The organism is Aliiroseovarius sp., from assembly GCF_965228805.1.
Lineage (GTDB): Bacteria > Pseudomonadota > Alphaproteobacteria > Rhodobacterales > Rhodobacteraceae > JASBTN01.
Window position 1 is genome coordinate 1607027 of the sequence record NZ_CBDDIE010000003.1, and the last position, 20849, is coordinate 1627875.

The window sequence follows — 20849 nt, forward strand, 5'->3', positions numbered from 1 at the left end:
CGGGCGCAGGATGACCTGCGCCCGCCTGTTTGTCGATGGGGGATGAGGTCACCCCAGCAAGCGGCGGGCGATCACCTGGGCCTGGATCTCGGCAGCACCCTCGAAGATGTTCAGGATCCGCGCGTCACACAGGATGCGGCTGATCTGGTATTCCAGCGCAAAGCCGTTGCCGCCGTGGATCTGCAGCGCATTGTCAGCGCAGGCCCAGGCGACGCGGGCACCCAGCAGCTTGGCCATTCCGGCCTCAAGGTCACAACGCTGGTCGTGGTCCTTCTCCCAGGCCGAGAAATAGGTCAGCTGGCGGGCGACCATGATCTCCACCGCCATCATGGCAAGCTTGCCACCGACGCGGGGGAAGTTGATCAGCGACTTGCCGAACTGCTTGCGGTCCTCGGCATATTGCATGCCGACCTCCAGAGCGTTTTGCGCCACACCGATGGCGCGGGCTGCGGTCTGGATGCGGGCGGCCTCGAACGTCTTCATCAGCTGTTTGAAGCCCTGGCCCTCGACGCCACCCAAGAGGTTCTCGCCCTTGACCTTGAACCCGTCGAAGCCCAGCTCGTATTCCTTCATGCCGCGATAGCCCAGCACCTCGATCTCGCCGCCGGTCATGCCTTCGGTGGGGAAGGGGTTTTCGTCGTCGCCCGGGGTCTTTTCGGCCAGGAACATGGACAGGCCACGGTGGTCGGTGCTGTCGGGATCGGTGCGCGCCAGCAGGGTCATGACATGGGTGCGCGCGGCGTGGGTGATCCAGGTCTTGTTGCCGGTGACCTCGTAGTCGCCGTCCTGGGTTTTCACCGCACGGGTGCGCAGCGAGCCCAGGTCGGACCCGGTGTTCGGTTCGGTAAAGACGGCGGTCGGCAGGATCTCGGCCGAGGAGAGTTTCGGCAGCCACTGTTCCTTCTGCGCGTCGGTGCCACCCGCGAGGATCAGCTCGGCCGCGATTTCCGAACGGGTGCCCAGAGAGCCCACGCCGATATAACCGCGCGAGAGCTCTTCGGACACGACGACCATCGAGGCCTTCGACAGGCCCATGCCGCCGTATTCCTCGGGAATGGTCAGGCCGAAGACGCCCATTTCGGCCAGCTCTTCGAGGATTTCCATCGGGATGAACTCATCCTTCAGGTGCCACTCATGCGCATTCGGCACGACCCGGTCGTCGGCATATCGACGGAAGGTCTCGCGGATCATTTCCAGCTCTTCGTCCAGGCCGGTGGCGCCAAAGGTGGCGTGGCCCGCGTTGTCGCGCATCAGCTCGACCAGGCGGGCGCGTGCGGCGGGGGTGTTGCCACCGGCGACCAGCGCGTCGATTTCCGGCGTGGCAAGTGGGGCCGCGTCCAGGCCCATGTCGGACAGGCGGGCCATTTCGTTCTGGCTCATCATCATGCCGCCGCGGATCTGGGCCAGGTATTCGCCGAAGGCGATCTGCAGGATCAGGCTTTCCATTTCGCCCATCTGTCCGGCCTCGGTCAGGCGGGTCGCCCAGGCCTGCATCTGGCGCAGGCTTTCCACATAGGTGGCGAGCCAGGACAGGGCGTGGGCGGCGCTCTGGTTGGCCTCCAGCAGGCTACCCGAGACGCGGTCGCCGTCGGTCACCATGTCGCGGACCGAGGTTTTCGCGGCCTCCAACACGGCCTCGCAAGGCGCCACGGCGGCGCCGGTCAGGGTCATCAGATCGTCCATAAGGGCGGTGGTCATGGTCATCTCCTGTCCATCATGCGGCATGGATTCGGCTCCTGTCTCAAAGTCCGGGAAGAGATAGCTATTTTGCAGGTGCAGCGCAATAAAAATACGTCACGAATGTCGGATGCGAACGAAAATGACGCAGCGGCGTTTTGGCGTGCGGGACGGGGCGGGATCGGTTAACCTGCGGGGCAGAGGGAAAAAAGGGACGTGAAATGAGCGGGATAGTAGCCGAAATCCCCCTGTTGATCCTGCTGGCGGCGGCGGGGTTCACCCTGCTTGCGGGCTTCGTGAAGGGCGCGGTGGGGTTCGGCATGCCGATGCTGATGATCTCGGGCTTGGCGACGGTATTGCCGGGCGAGGTTGCACTTGCGGCATTGATCCTGCCCACCGTTGTGTCGAACACCTATCAGGCGCTGAGACAGGGTTGGCGCGTGGCTTGGGAAGCGACCTGGCGGTTCCGGGTCTACTTGTTGGTCATGCTCTGCGTGCTGAGCCTGAGTGCGCAGCTGGTCACGGTGCTGTCCCCCCGCGCGCTGTTCGTGGTGATCGGCCTGCCGGTGGTTCTGTTCAGCGTCATGCAGCTGGTGGGCTGGCGGCCCAACCTCAAACCCGAAAACCGGCTGCGGGATGAGGCCGCGGTGGCTGGCGTGGCCGGGTTTTTCGGCGGCATGTCCGGGGTTTGGGGGCCGCCGACGGTGGCCTATCTGACCGCCATCGACACGCCCAAGGCGGACCAGATGCGGGTGCAGGGTGTGATATACGGTCTGGGCGCCGTGGTGCTGGTGGTGGCGCATCTGCGCTCGGGCGTGTTCAGCGCCCATACCGCGCCCTTGTCGGCGCTGATGCTGGTGCCCGCGGTGCTGGGCATGGTGGTCGGCACCTGGGCGCATGACCGTATGGATCAAGCCGCGTTCAAGCGGATTACCTTGGTGGTGCTGGTGCTGGCCGGGTTGAACCTGTTGCGCAAGGGGCTGCTGGGTTGACCGGATCGTGACTGCCCGTGGGGCGGGATTGCCCTAGGCTGGACCCATGCGCTGGCTTGTCTTTCTGTTCTTCGCCGCCCCGGCATTGGCCAATCCGCTGGAGGGGCGCTGGGGTACCGCGGCGCAATGCGCGGGCCTGCCCATTGTGGCAGGTGGCACGCGACTGGCCGCGCCTGTCGAGGTCGGCGCGGAGTGGCTGAAACAGGGTGAGGTCTGGTGCCGCCTCACCTGGTTCGCGGCACAGCCGCGCGCGGATGGTTTGTTCCGCGCCGCCCGGGCGCAATGTGGGGAGGACTCGGTGCGGGGTTACAACTTGGGCTTCGCGCTGGAGGGGGAGACGCTGACGCTCCTCTGGGACGAGGCGCTGGTCAACGGGCCGCTCTCGCGCTGCGAGTGATGCTCAGGACAGCAGCTCCGGTCCGCCGTCGCAGATGCTGATATCCTGCGGGAACAGCGCGGGCGGGACCACGGTGAACTGTGCGCGGTGCAGCAGGACGTCCCCGTCATAGAGCGAGATCGACCAGTCGCCGGGCAGCATTTCATAGGCAAACTCGAACTCCCAACCGACACCGATCAGCCCGTCCGGGGTCTGGTTGGTGAAGAAGCTCTGCTGGGTCACGCCCTCCGGGCCCATCGGCGGATGGGTGGTGACGGCGCGGATAGGCGAGGTGTAGGCCGGGTCACGTTGCAGCACCACGCCGATATGAATGCCTTTGGCCGCCGGCGCTATGGAGGTCGGGATGACGCGCAGCATATGGGCGTCCATCAGGTCGGTATGGCCTTCCAGTGTGTCTTCGGCCAGTTCGGTCCCGCTGTCGATCACGTTGCACAAGAAGCCCGATTGCACCGACAGCACCTGCGGGTCGGCAAGCGCCGCCAGGGGCATCAGCGAGGCAAGGAAAATCAGGGCGCGCAGCATGGGGTCAATTCCGTGGATCAATCGCGGGAAGGGTAGCGTGGAATGCCGAGGCGGGGAAGGGCTGGATACCATGAAGGGAGGAAGCTGGACGGAAGCAGCCCCGCGGCGCCCGACCCTGGGTGGGCGCTTCGCTCCCGGTGGTTGGGGCAAATGGGTTGCCACAAGTGAAGCGCGGATGCGAGTTGAACCGTTGGAAAAGCGCCCTCCCATGGGGAGGGTCGGGCGCCGCGGGGCTGCGCCCCACGTAGTGTCATCTTCGCTGACGCTCGATGGGCGTTGCGTGCAGCTCCAAACGCAAAACGCCCCGGCGCGGTGCCGGGGCGTTTCAAAGTTCGGTGTGTGCGGCGTTCAGCCAATAACTGAACCTCTGGTTCAGCCAATCGCGATCGCGCGCACGTCGTCGTCGATATAGGCGTCGTACTGGGCGAAGTTCTTGGCGAACATGTCGACCAGTTTCTGCGCCTGGGCGTCATAGGCCGCCTGATCGTCCCAGGTGCGGCGCGGATCCAGCAGCAGGTCGGCCACGCCTTCCACCTTGACCGGCACGTCGAAGCCGAAGTTCTTGTCCTTGCGGAATTCGGCCTCGGCCAGGGACCCGTCCAGCGCGGCCTTCAGCAGCGCGCGGGTGGCGCGGATCGGCATGCGCGAGCCGGTGCCATAGGCGCCGCCGGTCCAGCCGGTGTTGACCAGCCAGCAGGTCGCGCCATGCGACGCCATCTTGTCACGCAGCAGGTTGCCATAGGCTTCCGGACGACGCGGCATGAAGGGCGCGCCGAAACAGGTCGAGAAGGTGGGCTCGGGCTCGGTAATGCCCTTCTCGGTCCCGGCCACTTTCGAGGTGAAGCCGGACAGGAAGTGATACATCGCCTGCGCGGGCGTCAGGCGCGCGATCGGGGGCAGAACGCCGAAGGCATCACAGGTCAGCATGATGATGTTCTTCGGGTGGCCGCCCAGGGCCGTGGACGAGGCGTTCGAGATGTATTCCAGCGGATAGGCGCAGCGCATGTTTGCGGTCAGGCTATCGTCGTGGAAGTCCAGTTCCTTGGTTTCCTTGTCCCAGACCATGTTCTCGATCACGGTCGCGAATTTCGACGTGGTCGCGAAGATTTCCGGTTCGGCCTTGGCCGACAGGTCGATGGTCTTGGCATAGCAGCCGCCTTCGAAGTTGAAGGTGCCGCGTTCCGACCAGCCGTGTTCGTCGTCACCGATCAGCACGCGCGAGGGGTCGGCCGACAGGGTGGTCTTGCCGGTGCCCGACAGGCCGAAGAAGATCGCGGTATCGACCGGGTTGTTCGGCGCGTGGTTGGCCGAGCAGTGCATCGGCATGATGCCCTTGCCGGGCAGCAGGTAGTTCAGAACCGAGAAGACCGATTTCTTGTTCTCGCCGGCATATTCGGTGCCGCCGATCAGGATCAGCTTCTTTTCGAAGTTCAGCGCGATGATGGTTTCGGACCGGCAACCGTGCTTGTCGGCATCCGCCTTGAAGGACGGGCAGTTGATCACGGTGAACTCGGGCGAGAACTCGTCCAGCTCGTCGCGGTCGGGGCGGCGCAGCAGGTGGCGGATGAACAGGTTGTGCCAGGCCAGTTCGGTGACCATGCGCACGTCCAGGCGGTGGGCCGGGTCCGCGCCGCCATACAGATCCTGCACGAAATAGTCCTTGCCCTTCATGTGCTCCAGCATGTCGGCATGCAGCACGTCGAACTTGACCGGATCCATCGGCGGGTTGTTTTCCCACCAGATCGTGTCTTCGACGCAGGGCGTCTTGACCACGAACTTGTCCTTGGGCGAACGACCGGTGTGCTTGCCGGTCTCGACCAGGAAGGCGCCTCCGTTGCCCAGGTGACCTTCGCCGCGCTTCAGAGCCTCTTCGACAAGCGCGGGCTCCATGTAGTTGTAATAGACATTGCCGAGCCCCGTGATGCCTTGATCTTCCAGGCGACAAGCCGGGTTCACGCGTCCATTGGTCATCTGATTTAACTCCTGTCGTCGGCTCTGGTCCTGTCTGCCGACGTATGGTTTCCACATGAGAGTGCGAAGGGCCATATCCGCACGCCGGGCCTCATGTGAACGAGGACCGGTGGCGTGGCTATAACACGACGCTCGGACGGTGGAACAGGTCGCAAACGCAAAGTTAGCGATACCAAGACCCTGTTTGCGCAACCAATCGGAACGGAAAGTGAGGCATATTAGTCATTATTTTCCGATTTCGGGGGTTCAATGGCCTGGGTCGGGCCTTGATTCGCACTATTTTGTTGATTCCCAAGGCCGAAATCGGAAAAATGGGAAAAAACACATGAAAACGAGCAGTACAAGGAACCCTCACATGTCGAGGATTGCGTTGGTCGACGACGACAGGAATATCCTGACGTCGGTCTCGATGACTCTGGAAGCCGAGGGCTTCGAAGTTGAAACCTACAATGACGGGCAGAGCGCGCTGGACGCGTTCAACCACCGCCTGCCGGACATGGCCGTCCTGGATATCAAGATGCCGCGCATGGACGGGATGGACCTGCTGCAGCGTCTGCGGCAGAAGACATCGACCCTGCCGGTGATCTTCCTCACCTCGAAGGATGACGAGATTGACGAGGTGCTGGGGCTGCGCATGGGCGCGGATGATTACGTCAAGAAGCCGTTCAGCCAGCGCCTGCTGGTCGAACGCATCCGCGCGTTGCTGCGTCGCCAGGAGGTGATCGCCAATGACGACATCGGCCAGGTCGAGGAAAGCAAGACCATGGTGCGCGGGGACCTGTCGATGGACCCGCTGCGTCATGCGGTGACCTGGAAGGGCCAGGATGTGTCGCTGACGGTGACCGAGTTCCTGCTGCTGCAGGCGCTGGCGACCCGGCCCGGGTTCGTGAAAAGCCGCGATCAGCTGATGGATGTGGCCTATGACGACGACATCTATGTCGATGACCGCACCATTGACAGCCACATCAAACGCCTGCGCAAGAAGATGCGCGGTGCGGACTCCGAGTTCTCGGCGATTGAGACGCTCTATGGGATCGGCTACAGGTATAACGAGGAATAACCCCTAACCTACGGGGGCAAATCTGGACGACAGAGTGCGAGATACGGTGCGAGACACGAAAGCCTCCCCTGGTTCGGGCGTGGTTCTGGGCGAAGACTGGGTCTCGCCGCAGGGCACGGTGGACAGCGAGCTGCGCGCGCGGCGCGAACGGCGCGGGGTGATCTCGATCAACCGCTCGCCGCTGGCGCGCAAGATCATCACCTTCAACCTGCTGGGCATGATCGTCATGGTCGCCGGGGTTCTGTACCTGAACCCCTTCCGTGACAGTCTGGTGTTCCAGCGCGAAACGGCCCTGGTGGCCGAGGCGCAGCTGGTCGCCGACATGTTCGAAGCCACCCGCGCCCTGGATGGGGCGGCGGTCGATCCGGCGCCTGCCTCTGATGCTTCGCTGTTGCCCGCCGATCCGGCCCCGCTGGACCCGGCGACATTGCTGACAAGCCTGGACCTGTCCGCCGGGGTCGAGGCCTTTGTCTTCGACGCTTCCGAACAGCTTCTGGGCACCACTGTGGGGCAGACCCGCGCCGTGCCCGCCCCGGTCGAAGGGTTGGAGCATGACGGGCGCTCGACCATCATTACCGACCTTCTGAATCGGGTGTGGGAGGGGATTTCCTCGCTGATCGCCTCGGGCGATCCGGTGCCCTCGCAGGTGGATGCCGAAGGCCAGGCCCGCGCCCTGGTCGCTGCCGCGCTAACCGGCACCACGCAGGTGTCGACCGGTGTGGACGGGACCGGCAGCACGGTCTTTTCCGTCGCCACGCCGATCCTGGTCGATGGCCGCGCCGTGGGCGCGGTCGCGCTGACCTCGGCCTCCGGCGAGCTGGACGCGCTGGTGCGCAGCGAACGCGAACAGGTCTTGCAGATGTTCGTCATCGCCATCCTGGTATCGATCGGCTTGAGCCTGGTGCTGGCGTCCACCATTGCCAACCCGCTGTCGGATCTGGCCGCCGCCGCCGAACTGGGCCGCGACAAGAACGCCAAGAAGGTCAATCCGGGCCGCGTGCGGATCCCCGACCTGGCAGGCCGTCCGGACGAGATCGGCCGCCTCTCGACCGCCCTGCGCGGCATGGTCGCAGCACTTTACGACCGGATCGACGCCAACGAACAATTCGCCGCCGACGTGGCGCATGAGATCAAGAACCCGCTGGCGTCCTTGCGCTCGGCCATCGGCACGCTGCGCTTTGCCAAGCGCGATGACCAGCGCGACAAGCTGCTGGATGTGATCGACCACGATGTGCGCCGCCTGGACCGCCTGGTCAGCGATATCTCCAACGCCTCGCGGCTGGACAGCGAGCTGGTGAAGGAGGAGGAAGAGGCTTTCGACCTTCTCAAGATGCTGCGCAACCTGACCGAATACCTGGGCAATGAAGCAGGTGAGAAGGGTGTGGATTTCATCACCGACCTGCCGCCCGATCCCATTGTCATTCAAGGGCTTGAGGCGCGACTGGCGCAGGTCTTTGTCAACCTGATCACCAATGCGCTGAGCTTCTGCGACGACGGCGACGCGATCCGCGTCTGGGCCCGCCACCGCGAAAACCGCGTGCTGGTGGTGGTCGAGGATACCGGGCCAGGTATTCCCGAAGAGGCGCTGGCGAAGATCTTCAACCGTTTCTATTCGGAACGGCCAGAAGGTCAGTTCGGCAATAACTCCGGCCTGGGGTTGGCGATCTCCAAGCAGATCGTCGAGGCCCATGGCGGCGTGATCTGGGCGGAAAACATCCGCCCGACCGATGCCGACATTACCTCGGAACCGCTGGGTGCCCGCTTCGTGGTGGGCCTGCCGCTGTGACGACGCAGTCCGGTTCTGGGCCGGGCGAGGTCTTTCACGCAACCACCGTCGCCATCAACGGCGAGGGGGTCCTGATTCTGGGGCCCTCCGGCAGCGGCAAGAGCGCGCTGGCGCTGGAACTGATGGCGCTTGGCGCGGTTCTGGTGGCTGATGACCACAGTCGCGTGACCGCCCGAAACGGCCAGCTGATCGCCCATGCGCCGCCGCGTATGCAGGGTGTGATTGAGGCGCGCCATGTCGGGCTGATCCGCGTGCACCATGTCGAAACCGTGCCCCTGCGTCTGGCGGTGGACATGGGACAGGTGGAGCCCGAGCGGTTGCCGCAACCCAAAAGCCTCACGATATCGGGAACGGCGCTGGACTTGCTCTGGCGGGTTGACGCCCCACATTTCCCAAGTGCCATATGGCAATTGATGAATGGGGAAGCTGTTCGGTGACGGACAAGAAAGACAAGACCGCAGATGCTGCGGCGCAGCGCATCGTATTGGTGACCGGGGCCTCTGGCGCCGGGCGCACGACCGCGATCCGTGCGTTGGAGGATGCGGGTTACGAGGCGATCGACAACCTGCCCCTGCGCATGATCGAACGGTTGCTGGACACCACGCCGCTGGACCACCCGCTGGCCCTGGGTATCGACGTGCGCAACCGTGATTTTTCGGTCGAGGGCATGCTGCAGGTGATCGACAGCCTCTCGGTGGATCCGCGTTGCGCGGTTGAACTGCTGTATCTGGATTGTTCTTCCGATGTGCTGATCCGCCGTTATTCCGAGACCCGCCGCCGTCACCCCCTGGCCCCGTCGGAATCGCCCCAGGATGGCATCCTGCGCGAGCTGGAACTGCTTGCCCCGGTGCGTGCACGAGCCTCGGTGCTGATCGACACCTCGGACCTGTCGGTGCATGACCTCAAGGATGAGGTTCTGCGCTGGATCGGCCAGCCGGGGACCGAGATGCTGGCCGTTTCGGTGCAGAGTTTCAGTTACAAACGCGGCATCGCGCGGGGGCTGGACCTGGTGTTTGACGCGCGCTTCCTGCGCAACCCGCATTGGGAGCCCGCCCTGCGTGCGCTGGATGGCCGCACGCCCGAGGTGGCCGCCTATGTCGCCGACGACGCGCGGTTCGACGAATTCTTCGACCGTGTGCATGGCATGGTCGAATTTCTGCTGCCTGCCTATGGCGAAGAGGGCAAGAGCCACCTGTCGATCGGCTTCGGCTGTACCGGCGGCAAACATCGCTCGGTTGCGCTGGCGGAAAAGCTGGCAAATGCGCTTGCACAGGCGGGCTGGCAGGTGTCAATTAGGCATCGGGAACTGGAGCGCCGGGCCGAGGGACAGGCCGGGGGCAAGCAATGAATGGGGTAGTGGACGCGTGATCGGGATCGTCATCGTCGCACATGGTGGTTTGGCTGGCGAATATCTTGCTGCGGTCGAGCATGTGGTCGGCAAGCAGGACGGCATGCGGGCCATCTCGACCGATGCCGAATGCGATCGGACAGACAAACGGTCGGAAATCCAGGCTGCGGCCGATGCTGTGGACATGGGCGACGGCGTGGTCGTGGTGGTGGACATGTTCGGCGGCAGCCCGTCAAACCTTTCGTTGCCCGCCTGCTGTAAAAGCGACCGCAAGATCCTTTATGGTGCGAACCTGCCGATGTTGTTGAAACTGGCAAAGTCCCGCCACCTGTCCGTGCCCCGCGCCACCGAGGCTGCGTTGAAGGCAGGACGTAAATATATTGATTGCATTGATGGCCCCCAGGAGTGACCCATGTCGGACCAGATGACGCGTACATTTGAGATCGTGAATGAAAAGGGCCTGCATGCGCGGGCCTCGGCCAAGTTCGTTGACGTGGTCGAGCAACATAACGCGACGGCAAGGGTCGAAAAGGATGGGTTGGACGCCGAGGGCGACAGCATCATGGGGCTTTTGATGTTGGCAGCGTCCAAGGGAACGACTATTGACGTGCAGACGTCCGGACCCCAGGCCCAACAGCTGATGGAGGCTCTGGACGCCCTGGTGGCCGACAAGTTCGGCGAAGGCATGTGACAGACACTCGGGAAGGCGCAGAATTGGTCGACAGCACGCAAACATCGGGAGCGAGTGGAGACACTCAGGACCGTCAGGCGCAACACTATGACCGCCGCTCGCTGACCTATGCGGACAGTTTCGACAACCCGTTCCAGGCGACGCTGGTGCGGGCGATCGAGTGGCTGACTGGCAAGATCACCATCATCCGCATGGTGCGCAAGCTGGAGCGCAAGGGCGCGCCAGTGGGCCAGCCCTTCTGGCGCGCCTGTCTGGACGTGATGGGCATTCCGCTGCTGACTCCGGAAGACCAGCTGGACAACATTCCTGCCGAAGGGCCCGTCGTGGTGGTGGCCAACCACCCGCATGGCATGGTTGACGGCATGATCCTGGCCGACCTGATCGGGCGGCGGCGGGACGACTATCGCATCCTGACCCGCGCGGTGCTGGACGGGATCGACGAGGTCGCGTCGAGCTACATGATCCCGGTGCCCTTCCCGGACGACAAGGATGCGCAGAAGAAGATGGTCGAGATGCGTGCTCAGGCGATGGCGCACCTGAAGGCGGGCGGTCTGGTGACCCTGTTCCCCTCGGGAGTTGTGGCCAGTTCCGACAGTTTCTTCGGCCCGGCGATCGAACGGGAATGGAACGTCTTTACCGGCCAGCTCATTCGCCGTTCCGGCGCGCGGGTGGTGCCGATCTTCTTCCCCGGCTCGAACAGCCGCTGGTACCAGATCGCCAACCGGATCTCGGCGACCCTGCGCCAATCGCTCTTGCTGCACGAGATCGTGCATGCCTGCAACAAGCCGCAGGCGCCGGTGGTGGGCGAAGAGCTGACCGAGGCCCAGATGGAGCGCCTGCACAGCGATCCGCGCGGCTTCATGGCCTGGCTGCGTGACCACACGCTGAAACTGGGCCGTTCCTGAGTTTTTCTGCACCTGCATGGCGCTGTTAACAGGCCGGTAATCTCGCTTTGTTAGACCGATGGTCAATCGGCGGCAAAGTGAGTGTAGTGCGATGAACTTCAGATTCTCAGTCAAGGACATCAAGGTTTCCCGGGCCATTCTTCTGGTGCCCTTGATACCGTTCGTGGTTGCCGCGATATTGGCGACGCTGCAGATTCTGGAACAGAACCGCACAGTTGCCGGGCTTGATGCGCTGGATCGTATGGTCCAACCTGCCATCCTGGTCTCCAATGCGGTGCATGAACAGCAGAAGGAACGCGGCGCGACTGCGGTCTTCCTTGGCAGCGATGGCGAGAAATTTTCGTCCGAACTGGCGGCGCAGCGGCGGGAATCGGATGCGCGCCATGCCCTTTTTCGGGCCTATCTGGACGAGGTGGGCACGCAGAACCTCGACCCGCGGCTCTCGGCGCGGATCGAGGCGGCGATCGCCAAGCTTGATAGGCTGCCGGATATCCGCAAACAGGTGGACGCGCTGTCGATCGAGGTCCCTGAGGCAATCGGCTTCTATACCGCGTTGAACGCGCAGATGCTTGAGTTGGTACAGTTGGTCGCCGAACTCAGCGTCCAGCGCGAGGTGTCGAACGCAACCCTGGCGATGTACAATTTCCTTCAGGGCAAGGAACGGGCCGGGATCGAAAGGGCGCTCGGTAGCCTTGGGTACACGCGCGGCTATTTCGAACTGCGTGAGATCCTGCGCTTCCAGGGGCTGATCAGCGCTCAGGAAAGCTACTATTCCAGTTTCAACGGACTGGCGACGGAGGCGCAAAAGGCCCAGTTTGCCGAGATTCTGCAATCCGAACCGTCGATGAAGGTGGACGTCATGCGTGCGCAAGCGCTGACACGCGGTGTCGCGGGCAATCTTGGCGGCTATACCGGGGAAGAGTTTTTCACCACCCAGACCCAGAAGATCAACCTTCTCAAGGGGCTAGAGGATCGCCTGGGCGAGGATCTGCGCGGCATGCTGGTTGCCATCCGCGCCGAAGCGGTGCGCCTGCAAAATATCGAAATCGGCCTGATTGTCGTTGCGGGCCTGCTGGCACTGGGTGTGTCGACGGTGATCGCCCGTTCGATCCGCACCGGTTTCGGCGCAGTCGTCACGGCGGCGCGGGAGCTGTCCGAGGGCAATCTTGATGTGACCTTGCCAGCCCCCAGCAGGAACGAGTTCGGCGAGGTGACCGCGGCGCTGGAAGTGTTCCGGCAGAACAGCCTGGACAATCGCGAGATGGCGGCCCGCGAACAGGCCGAGGCGGCGGCGCGCAAACAGGCCGAAGAGGCGGAGCAACTGCGTCAGACCGAAGAGGCGCAGCGCGAGGCCGAGGCGCAGCGCGCGGCCGCTCAGCGGGCTGAAGAGGCCCAGGCACGAGACCGGGCCGTGGCGCAGGAGATTTCCAGCATGGTGGCGGCCTGTGCCCGTGGTGAATTCGACCAGCGCCTGTCGCTTGAGGGCAAGGAGGGGGTGCTGGGCGATATCTGCGTCGGCATCAACCAGGTCTGCGAGATCGTAGATGAGGCCCTTGGCCAAATCCATATCGCGATGGAAACCATTGCCCATGGCAATTTGGGCTACCGCATGAATGCCGAGTTCCAGGGCGCGTTTGCGCGGATCCAGGACCAGATCAACCATTCGGTGCACAGTCTGGCCTCCAGCTTCTCCCGGGTCGGCCAGTCCAGTGACATGATCAACGGAACGACACAGGAAATTGCCTCTGCCGCGCAGGACCTGGCGGTGCGCACCGAACGCTCTGCGGCGACGCTCGAGGAAACGACAGCGGCGCTGAAGAGCCTGTCGCAGACCGTCAGTTCGACCGCCGAAGTGGCGGATCAGGCGAACCGGGATGCCTCCGATGTCTGCAAGGAAGTGTCAACCAGCAACGAGCTGGTGGACACCACCATTGCGGCCATTCGCGAGATCCAGCAGAGCTCGACCGCGATCGGCGCGGCAATCCGGCTGATCGACGATATCACCTTCCAGACCAACCTTCTGGCGCTGAACGCCGGGGTTGAAGCCGCCCGTGCCGGTGAGGCTGGCCGTGGGTTTGCGGTGGTGGCTTCGGAAGTTCGTGATCTGGCGGCGCGTTCCGCCGATGCAGCGCGCGAGATCACCGAGCTGGTGCGCAACAGCGAGGAACAGGTGGTACGGGGTGTCGAATTGGCGGATCAGACCGGTGACGCGCTGAAGTCGATCAATGGCGCCGTCTCCGGAATTGCCACCCGGATCGGCGAGATCGCCCAGACCGCAACCGAGCAGTCCAACGGCGTGCGTGAGTTGAGCATCGCGGCAAGTGAATTGGACCAGGTTACGCAACAGAACGCCGCCATGTTCGAGGAGGCCAGCGCCTCCAGCGCGGCGCTGCGCAGCGAGACCGAAAGCCTGGCCAAGGTGATCGCAGGCTTCCAGCTTGGCGAGGTGGCGGACACTTGGCCCGCCGAAAACCAGGTGGCCTGATTCGCGGCGTGGCCGTTATCGCGTCGGCACCGGCGTGTCGCCGCGATAGTCGTAGAACCCGCGCCCGGTCTTGCGCCCCAGCCAGCCGGCCTCGACATATTTGGTCAGCAGCGGGCAGGGCCGGTATTTGGTATCGGCCAGCCCGTCATGCAGCACGTTCATGATCGCGAGACAGGTGTCGAGCCCGATGAAATCGGCCAGCTCCAGCGGGCCCATCGGGTGGTTTGCCCCCAGTTTCATCGACTGGTCGATCGAGTTCACGTTGCCCACGCCCTCATAGAGCGTATAGACCGCCTCGTTGATCATCGGCATCAGGATACGGTTGACGATGAAGGCGGGGAAATCCTCGGCCGAGGCAGCGGTCTTGTTCAGGTTTTCGACCACGGCCAGGCAGGACTTGTAGGTCGCCTCGTCCGTGGCAATGCCGCGGATCAACTCGACCAGCTGCATCACGGGCACCGGATTCATGAAGTGGAAGCCCATGAACTTCTCCGGCCGGTCGGTGCGCGAGGCCAGGCGGGTGATCGAGATCGACGAGGTGTTCGAGGTCAGGATCGTCTCGGGTTTCAGATGCGGGATCAGGTCCTCGAAGATGGCCTGTTTCACCGTCTCGCGTTCCGTCGCGGCCTCGATTACCAGATCGGTCGGGCCGAGGTCGGTCAGGGTCAACGTGGTGCGGATGCGGCCCAGGGCTGCGTCACGTTCGGCTGCGCTGATCTTTTCGCGCGAAACCTGGCGATCCAGGTTCTTGGCAATGCGCGCGACGGCCCCGTCCAGGCTGTCCTGGCTGATGTCGTTCAGCAGAACCTCATACCCCGCAAGCGCCAGAACATGTGCAATGCCGTTGCCCATCTGACCTGCCCCGACAACACCAACCGTTTCGATCGCCATGAATTTCCCTTTCGTCATCTGCCCACACCCTATGCGGCAGTGCGGCATGGGCGCAAGGGTTAAGCGGGGGTTAGGAAAGCAGAACGATTTGTAAATTTAGCGCTTTCTCAAGCTTTCCCTGCGAATCTCTTCCTTGGGTGAAATTTAAGGAGTGGGTGGTTATGGCCTATGAAAACCTGGGCGAAGGGGCCCTTGATTATTATCCGTGCAGATACGGGAAATCCAAACTGCTGTTCCGCGGACCGAAGCGCAAGCTCGACGGACCATATGTCGCAATGCTGGGTGGCACCGAGACCTATGGCAAATTCATCGAGAAACCCTTTGCGCAGCTGGCCGAGGATGCGCTGGACCATCCGGTGGTGAATTTCGGCTGCGTGAATGCCGGGATCGACGTCTTCGTCAACGACCAGACGATCCTGGATGCGGCCAGCAAGGCGGCCGTGACGGTGGTGCAGCTGACCGGTGCGCAGAACATGTCGAACCGTTTCTACGCGGTGCATCCGCGGCGCAATGACCGGTTCCTGCGTGCCTCGAACCTGCTGAAGACGATCTATCGCGAGGTGGATTTTACCGAGTTCAACTTCACGCGCCACCTGCTGACCAGCCTGCATCAGGCCAGCCCCGACAAGTTCGCCATGGTCGAGCAGGAGCTGAAGGAGGCGTGGGTGGCGCGCATGAAGACGCTGATCTCGAAGATCGAGGGCAAGATCGTGCTGTTGTGGATGGCCGATCACGCGCCGGAAGGCTGCGCGAGCTGCTCGATTGATGGCTCGGACCCCCTGTTTGTGGGGGAGGAGATGATCAACGAACTCAGGCCCTTCGTCACCGGCGTGGTTGAGGTCGATGTGAACCAGGCCGAGATCGAGGCGGGGCGTGAGGGCATGGTGTACACCGACCTGGAGGAGCCCGCCGCGCGCGGCATGCTGGGCGCTGTGGCTCATGCTCGAGTGGCTGAGGCGTTGGAAGCAGCCCTGCGCCCGCATCTGTAATCGGAAGAGTGACCCGGTAACGAGTGCCTGCGTATGAGTGCCAGTGCGAGTGTCCGTGTAGAGAGTAGGGGGGCGGTTGCCTCCACGGCAAAAGGAAAGGCCCGCCGGTTGGCGGGCCTTTCGCGTTCCGTGTGGCTGTGATTACAGCGCGTCGGTCATGGCCGGGACGGCGTCGAACAGGTCGGCGACCAGGCCGAAGTCGGCGACCTGGAAGATCGGCGCTTCTTCGTCCTTGTTGATCGCGACGATGACCTTGGAGTCCTTCATGCCGGCGAGGTGCTGGATCGCACCCGAGATGCCCACGGCGATGTAGAGCTCGGGGGCGACGACCTTGCCGGTCTGACCCACCTGCCAGTCGTTGGGCGCATAGCCCGAGTCGACGGCAGCGCGCGAGGCACCGACGGCGGCGCCCAGCTTGTCGGCCAGTTTCTCGATCAGCGCGAAGTCCTCTTCCGAGCCCACGCCACGACCACCCGACACGACCACGCCAGCCGAGGTCAGTTCGGGGCGATCCGATTCGGCGACCTTGTCTTCAACCCATTCGGACAGGCCGGGGTTGTCTGCAGCACCGATGGTTTCCACGGCGGCCGCGCCACCTTCACCGGCGGCGTCGAACGACGCGGTGCGGAAGGTCACGACCTTCTTGGCATCCGAGGACTTGACGGTCTGGATTGCGTTGCCCGCGTAGATCGGGCGCTCGAACGTGTCGGCGTCGACCACGGCGGTGGCGTCCGAGATCACCATGACATCCAGCAGCGCGGCGACGCGCGGCATGACGTTCTTGGCGTCGGTGGTCGCAGGCGCCACGATGTGCGAATAGTCACCGGCCAGCGACACGATCAGCGCGGCGGTGGGTTCGGCCAGGCGGTGACCCAGCGAGGCGTCCTCGGCGACCAGCACCTTGGCGACACCGTCGATCTTGGCGGCGGCTTCGCCCGCGGCAGCAGCCGAGGCGCCAGCGGCCAGAACGGTCACGTCGCCCAGCGATTTCGCGGCGGCAACAGCCTTGGCGGTGGCGTCCAGCGCCAGTTCACCGTTGTTGACTTCGGCGAGAAGAAGAACAGCCATTACACAGCCCCCGCTTCTTTGAGTTTCGAGACCAGCTCGTCAACCGAACCGACGATGATGCCGGCGGCACGGGCTTCCGGCTCGGTGGTCGAGACGATTTCCAGGCGCGGGGTGACGTCGACGCCGTAGTCGGCGGCGGTTTTCTCGTCCAGCGGCTTTTTCTTCGCTTTCATGATGTTGGGCAGCGAAGCGTAGCGCGGCTCGTTCAGGCGCAGGTCGACGGTGATGATGGCGGGCATGTTCACCTTGATGGTCTGCAGGCCGCCGTCCACTTCGCGGGTCACAACGGCCTTGTCGCCGTCGATGTCCAGCTCGGAGGCGAAGGTGCCCTGGGACCAGCCCAGCAGCGCCGACAGCATCTGGCCGGTGGCGTTCATGTCGTTGTCGATCGCCTGCTTGCCGGCCAGAACGATGCCCGGCTGCTCTTCTTCGACGACCTTCGCCAGGATCTTGGCGACGGCCAGCGGCTCGATGTCGGTGTGCACGTCATCGGCGGCGTTGACCAGGATGGCGCGGTCGGCGCCCATGGCCAGCGCGGTGCGCAGGGTTTCCTGGGCCTGCTTGACGCCGATCGAGACGACGACGACCTCGTCGGCCTTGCCGGCTTCCTTCAGGCGGATGGCCTCTTCGACGGCGATCTCGTCAAAGGGGTTCATCGACATTTTAACGTTGGCAAGATCGACGCCGCTTCCGTCCGCTTTGACGCGAACCTTCACGTTGTAGTCGATCACGCGCTTGACAGGCACAAGTACCTTCATTTGCGGATCTCTCCCAGTTTTGCCCCGAGGGGCGGTCATGCTCTCCCGTCTCGTTTAGCGTTTCATCCCGTCGGAAAACAGGGCAAAATCGACAGGAAATTGCGCCGCGACGTCGCGTTTCGCGTCTTCGGCGGAAATTGGTAGCGCGAACAAGGAGTGCAGGCATGCAAAAGGTGCAGGGATTCGGCGGATTTTTCTTTCGGGCGGCCAACCCCGGGCTGCTGGCGGCCTGGTATGAGAAACATCTGGGCATCAACCCGGTGCCGACCTCGGTCGAGGAACAGCCCTGGCAAACGGGAGGCGGTGCGACCGTATTTGCGCCCTTTCCCGAAGATACGGATTACTTTGGCGATCCAAACAAGCAGTTCATGCTGAACTTCCGTGTCGCCGACCTGGCGGCGATGGTGGCGCAGCTGCGCGACCAAGGGGTGCAGGTCGAGGATGAGGTTGAGATGGAGGGCATCGGCGCCTTTGCCCGCATCCACGATCCCGAGGGCAACCCGATCGAGCTGTGGCAGCCGGAGGGGGATGCGTGATGGTCGCCCTGCCCAGTCCCGAATTCGTCGACGCCCCCGCGCGCTGTTTCGTCGGCCTGTCCGACCGGTTCACGAAGGACACCGTGGGCAAGATCCCGGCGCTTTACGAACGGTTCTTCCAGGCGCAGTTCTGCCCCGAACATGGGCTGTGCGGGGCTTTGTTCGGCATTTCCTACAATTCGGCGCCGGAAGGGTTCGACTACGCCGTGGCCGTTGAGGTGACGGGCAACGGTGCAGTGCCGGAAGGGGCCTGCCGCATCGGCACCGTGGCCGGGCGCTACGCGGTGTTCCGGCATCGCGGCCCGGTGATGGAAATCCCGCAGTTGTTCGAGGCGATCTTCAATGACTGGATGCCGGGGGCGGGTGTGGAGCTGGCCGAAGGACCGGTGTTCGAATGCTATCCGGAGGACCCGGATTGCGATGCCTCGGACGAGGCGGGCATGGTCATGCGCTATGAGATTTGGGTGCCGGTGAAGGGCTGAGAAAGCGCAAGCGAGGCTTCGAAATCGGCACGGCCGCAGGCCGGGCCACGCCCGACCCTCCCCACGGGAGGGCGTCTTGCAGCGTCTCGTCATGCTTAAACGTCAGCGATTCTGGGCCTGTACCGCGCCTAAATCCGGTTTCGAAACGCCCACCCAGGGTCGGGCGTGGCCCGGCCTGCTCAGCGTCCAGACGCTTTCAGCGGTTCGCGCCCGGAACCCACAACACGTCCGTCTCGCCGTTGCCATTGGCAATGCGCGAGGCGACGAAGGCCCAGTCGGACAGGCGGTTGAGGTATTTCACCGCCTCGGGGTTTACGTCGCCCGGTTCGGCCTCGGCCAGCTGGGTGGCCATGCGTTCAGCCCGGCGCGAGACGGTGCGCACCAGGTGCAGATGGGCGGCCAGCGGGGTGCCGCCGGGCAGGGTAAAGCTGGTCAGTGGGGCGAGCTTCTCGTTCATCTCGTCGATCTCGGCCTCCAGCCGCTCGACCTGGCTGGCGAAGGTGCGCAGCGGTGTGAACTTGGCCTCACCGTCCTTGTCGATATTGGGTCGCGACAGGTCCGCACCCACGTCAAAGAGGTCGTTCTGGATCCGCCCCAGGGCTTCGTCCATCGCGTCCTGCCCTTCGGCAGCGCAGTGCAGACGTGCCAGACCGATGGTCGCGTTGGTCTCGTCGACATTGCCGTAGGCGTCGACGCGCAGCGAGTGTTTGGCGACTCGCGAGCCGTCAGAGAGCGAGGTTTCGCCCTTGTCCCCCTTGCGGGTGTAAATCCGGTTCAGAACGACCATGTCAGGAGCCTCCACGCATGTAGATGAACAAGAGGATGACGGCGATGGCGATGGCCTGGGCGATCACGCGATACCGCATCATCCGGTTTGAATGCTTGCGCGCGAGCTCGCCGCCGGCGCCGAAGGTGCCGATGCCGAGCATGAGGATCACCAGCACCGCCAGGACGGCGATGACGACGAGGATGAAGAGGGGGTCCTGGAACATGTCCGGTCCTTTCGCGCGTTTCTTGACCGCCGTGATAGCGCGGGCGGATGGATTTGCAAAGCTCAGCTGCGGTCGATCAGCGCATCCATCGCCCAGGTCGGCAGGAAACGCTTGCCCATGGCGGCAATCCAGGTGGCCTTGGTGACGAAGTACTTCGCCCGCGGGCGCGGGCTTTCCAGCGCGTGGATCAGTTTCTCGGTCACCGCCGAGGCGGGCAGTTCGAACGGATCGGGGCCGAGCTTCTCGTCATAGAGCCGTTTCAGCAGCGTGTCCTTGTATTGCTCGCGGCGGGCCGAGTTCTCCCAGTCGATCCAGCGTTCGAAATGGGGGCGCGAGTTTTCCCGGATGCGGGTGGGGATCGGGCCGGGCTGGATCAGGATCACCTTGATCGGCGTGTCGCGCATCTCGATGCGCAGCGTGTCCGTCAGCCCCTCCAGCGCGTATTTCGTCGCCACATAGGCCGAGCGCCATTTGTAGGTGGTAAAGCCCAGCACGGACGAATTCTGCACGATGCGCCCGTGACCCTGCTTGCGCATCACGGGAATCACCCGGCGGGTCAGTTCGTGCACGCCAAAGACGTTGGTCTCGAAGATCGAACGCAGCCCGTCCGTCGGCAGGTCCTCGGCCGCGCCGGGCAGGCCGAAGGCGCCATTGTTGAACAGCGCGTCCAGCGTGCCGCCGGTGCGCGTCAGAACCTCGTCCAGGGCGGCGCCCATGCTATCATGGTCGGTATAGTCCAGCCGCAGCGCCTCCAGCCCCTCTTCGCCCAGCCGGTCGACATCCGCCTGTTTGCGCGCGGTGGCAAAGACGCGCCAGCCGCGTTTCGCCATGCCATGGGCGGCGTCATATCCGATGCCCGAGGAGCATCCGGTGATCAAAAGGCTGCGCTGTGTCATGGGGTTGACCTATGACAGGCCGGGCCCATGGGCAAGCCCGGTGGGCAAGGGTTACGGGCGGGCGGTCAGGGGAAAGGCCTCGGCGCTGCCGGGCAGGGGTTCCATCACCGACAGGCGGGTCAGCACGCGGGCAGGCGGAATGCGCCGGCTGCTGGGCTCTGCGGCGATCTGTTCGACCGGTTCTGCCGCGGGTGTCGGGTCTGGCAAGACCGTGGCCACCACGGGCTCAGGTTCGCGGCCGATCCGGTCCGCGCCCAACCCCTCGTCGCGGCCAAAGTACATCATGGCGGCCGTCAGGCCCCCCATGGTCAAAGCTGTCAGTCGAATGATACGCATGGATACTCCCTCACTGAGAGGAATTTACCCGGGGACGCCGGGCGACGTTGCGGGGAAAAAGGCGCGA

23 protein-coding genes are annotated in these 20849 nt (G+C 63.8%); 13 read left to right on the forward strand and 10 right to left on the reverse strand.

Annotated features, from left to right (window positions below; translation table 11 throughout):
- Positions 1-48: 48 nt before the first annotated feature.
- Entirely contained in the window at positions 49-1725 is a 1677-nt protein-coding gene (locus tag ACO07D_RS09055) for an acyl-CoA dehydrogenase family protein (RefSeq protein ID WP_421702622.1), read from the reverse strand.
- A gap of 173 nt (positions 1726-1898) precedes the next feature.
- On the opposite strand from ACO07D_RS09055, the gene ACO07D_RS09060 reads away from it, so the two are divergent.
- Both ACO07D_RS09060 and ACO07D_RS09065 read left to right on the forward strand, forming a co-directional pair.
- Positions 1899-2669 carry a sulfite exporter TauE/SafE family protein gene (locus tag ACO07D_RS09060; RefSeq protein ID WP_421702623.1) on the forward strand — a complete coding sequence of 257 codons (771 nt, stop codon included), beginning with the start codon at positions 1899-1901 and terminating at the stop codon, positions 2667-2669.
- Between the two features lie 46 nt (positions 2670-2715).
- Complete coding sequence (locus ACO07D_RS09065; protein WP_421702624.1) at positions 2716-3066, forward strand: hypothetical protein; 351 nt, start codon at positions 2716-2718, stop codon at positions 3064-3066.
- A gap of 3 nt (positions 3067-3069) precedes the next feature.
- Here ACO07D_RS09065 and ACO07D_RS09070 read toward each other — a convergent pair whose 3' ends face one another.
- Together ACO07D_RS09070 and ACO07D_RS09075 are read right to left on the reverse strand one after the other, a co-directional pair.
- Positions 3070-3588: a DUF3859 domain-containing protein gene (locus ACO07D_RS09070; protein WP_421702625.1), complete on the reverse strand. Its 519-nt coding sequence runs from the start codon at positions 3586-3588 to the stop codon at positions 3070-3072.
- A gap of 372 nt (positions 3589-3960) precedes the next feature.
- A complete protein-coding gene (locus ACO07D_RS09075) occupies positions 3961-5559 on the reverse strand; it encodes a phosphoenolpyruvate carboxykinase (RefSeq protein ID WP_421702626.1) in 1599 nt (532 codons plus the stop codon).
- Between the two features lie 355 nt (positions 5560-5914).
- Here ACO07D_RS09075 and ACO07D_RS09080 point away from each other — a divergent pair, with 355 nt between their 5' ends.
- The 8 genes from ACO07D_RS09080 (at position 5915) to ACO07D_RS09115 (ending at position 13834) form a co-directional block, all read left to right on the forward strand.
- Positions 5915-6619, forward strand: a complete 705-nt coding sequence (locus ACO07D_RS09080; RefSeq protein WP_421702627.1) for a response regulator transcription factor — start codon at positions 5915-5917, stop codon at positions 6617-6619.
- 34 nt (positions 6620-6653) lie between these two features.
- Positions 6654-8405, forward strand: coding sequence for a sensor N-terminal transmembrane domain-containing protein (locus tag ACO07D_RS09085; protein WP_421702628.1), 1752 nt, complete (start codon positions 6654-6656; stop codon positions 8403-8405).
- The gene (locus ACO07D_RS09090) at positions 8402-8842 is read left to right on the forward strand and encodes an HPr kinase/phosphorylase (protein WP_421702629.1); all 441 of its coding nucleotides are present in this window, start codon (positions 8402-8404) and stop codon (positions 8840-8842) included. The genes ACO07D_RS09085 and ACO07D_RS09090 overlap by 4 nt, the downstream gene beginning before the upstream one ends.
- Positions 8839-9753 (forward strand): RNase adapter RapZ, encoded by a 915-nt coding sequence (rapZ, locus tag ACO07D_RS09095; protein WP_421702630.1) that lies wholly within the window; start codon positions 8839-8841, stop codon positions 9751-9753. Before ACO07D_RS09090 ends, rapZ begins: the two co-directional genes overlap by 4 nt.
- A gap of 16 nt (positions 9754-9769) precedes the next feature.
- The gene (locus tag ACO07D_RS09100) at positions 9770-10162 is read left to right on the forward strand and encodes a PTS sugar transporter subunit IIA (protein WP_421702631.1); all 393 of its coding nucleotides are present in this window, start codon (positions 9770-9772) and stop codon (positions 10160-10162) included.
- 15 nt (positions 10163-10177) lie between these two features.
- A complete protein-coding gene (locus ACO07D_RS09105; RefSeq protein ID WP_421702632.1) occupies positions 10178-10444 on the forward strand; it encodes an HPr family phosphocarrier protein in 267 nt (88 codons plus the stop codon).
- Positions 10445-10467: 23 nt separating this feature from the next.
- Complete coding sequence (locus ACO07D_RS09110) at positions 10468-11349, forward strand: lysophospholipid acyltransferase family protein (RefSeq protein WP_421705016.1); 882 nt, start codon at positions 10468-10470, stop codon at positions 11347-11349.
- A gap of 91 nt (positions 11350-11440) precedes the next feature.
- Positions 11441-13834: a methyl-accepting chemotaxis protein gene (locus ACO07D_RS09115; protein ID WP_421702633.1), complete on the forward strand. Its 2394-nt coding sequence runs from the start codon at positions 11441-11443 to the stop codon at positions 13832-13834.
- Positions 13835-13849: 15 nt separating this feature from the next.
- Here ACO07D_RS09115 and ACO07D_RS09120 read toward each other — a convergent pair whose 3' ends face one another.
- Positions 13850-14725 (reverse strand): 3-hydroxybutyryl-CoA dehydrogenase, encoded by an 876-nt coding sequence (locus ACO07D_RS09120; protein WP_421705017.1) that lies wholly within the window; start codon positions 14723-14725, stop codon positions 13850-13852.
- A gap of 161 nt (positions 14726-14886) precedes the next feature.
- On the opposite strand from ACO07D_RS09120, the gene ACO07D_RS09125 reads away from it, so the two are divergent.
- Positions 14887-15714 (forward strand): DUF6473 family protein, encoded by an 828-nt coding sequence (locus ACO07D_RS09125; RefSeq protein ID WP_421702634.1) that lies wholly within the window; start codon positions 14887-14889, stop codon positions 15712-15714.
- A gap of 141 nt (positions 15715-15855) precedes the next feature.
- Here the strand turns inward: ACO07D_RS09125 and ACO07D_RS09130 are convergent, their stop codons facing one another.
- Together ACO07D_RS09130 and ACO07D_RS09135 are read right to left on the reverse strand one after the other, a co-directional pair.
- Positions 15856-16782: an electron transfer flavoprotein subunit alpha/FixB family protein gene (locus ACO07D_RS09130; RefSeq protein WP_421702635.1), complete on the reverse strand. Its 927-nt coding sequence runs from the start codon at positions 16780-16782 to the stop codon at positions 15856-15858.
- Entirely contained in the window at positions 16782-17540 is a 759-nt protein-coding gene (locus tag ACO07D_RS09135; protein ID WP_421702636.1) for an electron transfer flavoprotein subunit beta/FixA family protein, read from the reverse strand. Before ACO07D_RS09135 ends, ACO07D_RS09130 begins: the two co-directional genes overlap by 1 nt.
- A 164-nt stretch (positions 17541-17704) precedes the next feature.
- Between ACO07D_RS09135 and ACO07D_RS09140 the strand changes: the two genes are divergently transcribed.
- Together ACO07D_RS09140 and ACO07D_RS09145 are read left to right on the forward strand one after the other, a co-directional pair.
- Entirely contained in the window at positions 17705-18076 is a 372-nt protein-coding gene (locus tag ACO07D_RS09140; RefSeq protein WP_421702637.1) for a VOC family protein, read from the forward strand.
- Positions 18076-18558 carry a GyrI-like domain-containing protein gene (locus ACO07D_RS09145; RefSeq protein WP_421702638.1) on the forward strand — a complete coding sequence of 161 codons (483 nt, stop codon included), beginning with the start codon at positions 18076-18078 and terminating at the stop codon, positions 18556-18558. Before ACO07D_RS09140 ends, ACO07D_RS09145 begins: the two co-directional genes overlap by 1 nt.
- 196 nt (positions 18559-18754) lie before the next feature.
- Here the strand turns inward: ACO07D_RS09145 and ACO07D_RS09150 are convergent, their stop codons facing one another.
- The 4 genes from ACO07D_RS09150 to ACO07D_RS09165 form a co-directional block, all read right to left on the reverse strand.
- Positions 18755-19345, reverse strand: a complete 591-nt coding sequence (locus tag ACO07D_RS09150) for a cob(I)yrinic acid a,c-diamide adenosyltransferase (protein ID WP_421702639.1) — start codon at positions 19343-19345, stop codon at positions 18755-18757.
- A 1-nt stretch (position 19346) separates the two neighbouring features.
- Entirely contained in the window at positions 19347-19550 is a 204-nt protein-coding gene (locus ACO07D_RS09155; protein ID WP_421702640.1) for a twin transmembrane helix small protein, read from the reverse strand.
- Between the two features lie 62 nt (positions 19551-19612).
- Positions 19613-20446, reverse strand: coding sequence for an SDR family NAD(P)-dependent oxidoreductase (locus ACO07D_RS09160; RefSeq protein ID WP_421702641.1), 834 nt, complete (start codon positions 20444-20446; stop codon positions 19613-19615).
- A gap of 51 nt (positions 20447-20497) precedes the next feature.
- Positions 20498-20782, reverse strand: a complete 285-nt coding sequence (locus ACO07D_RS09165; protein WP_421702642.1) for a hypothetical protein — start codon at positions 20780-20782, stop codon at positions 20498-20500.
- Between the last annotated feature and the right edge of the window lie 67 nt (positions 20783-20849).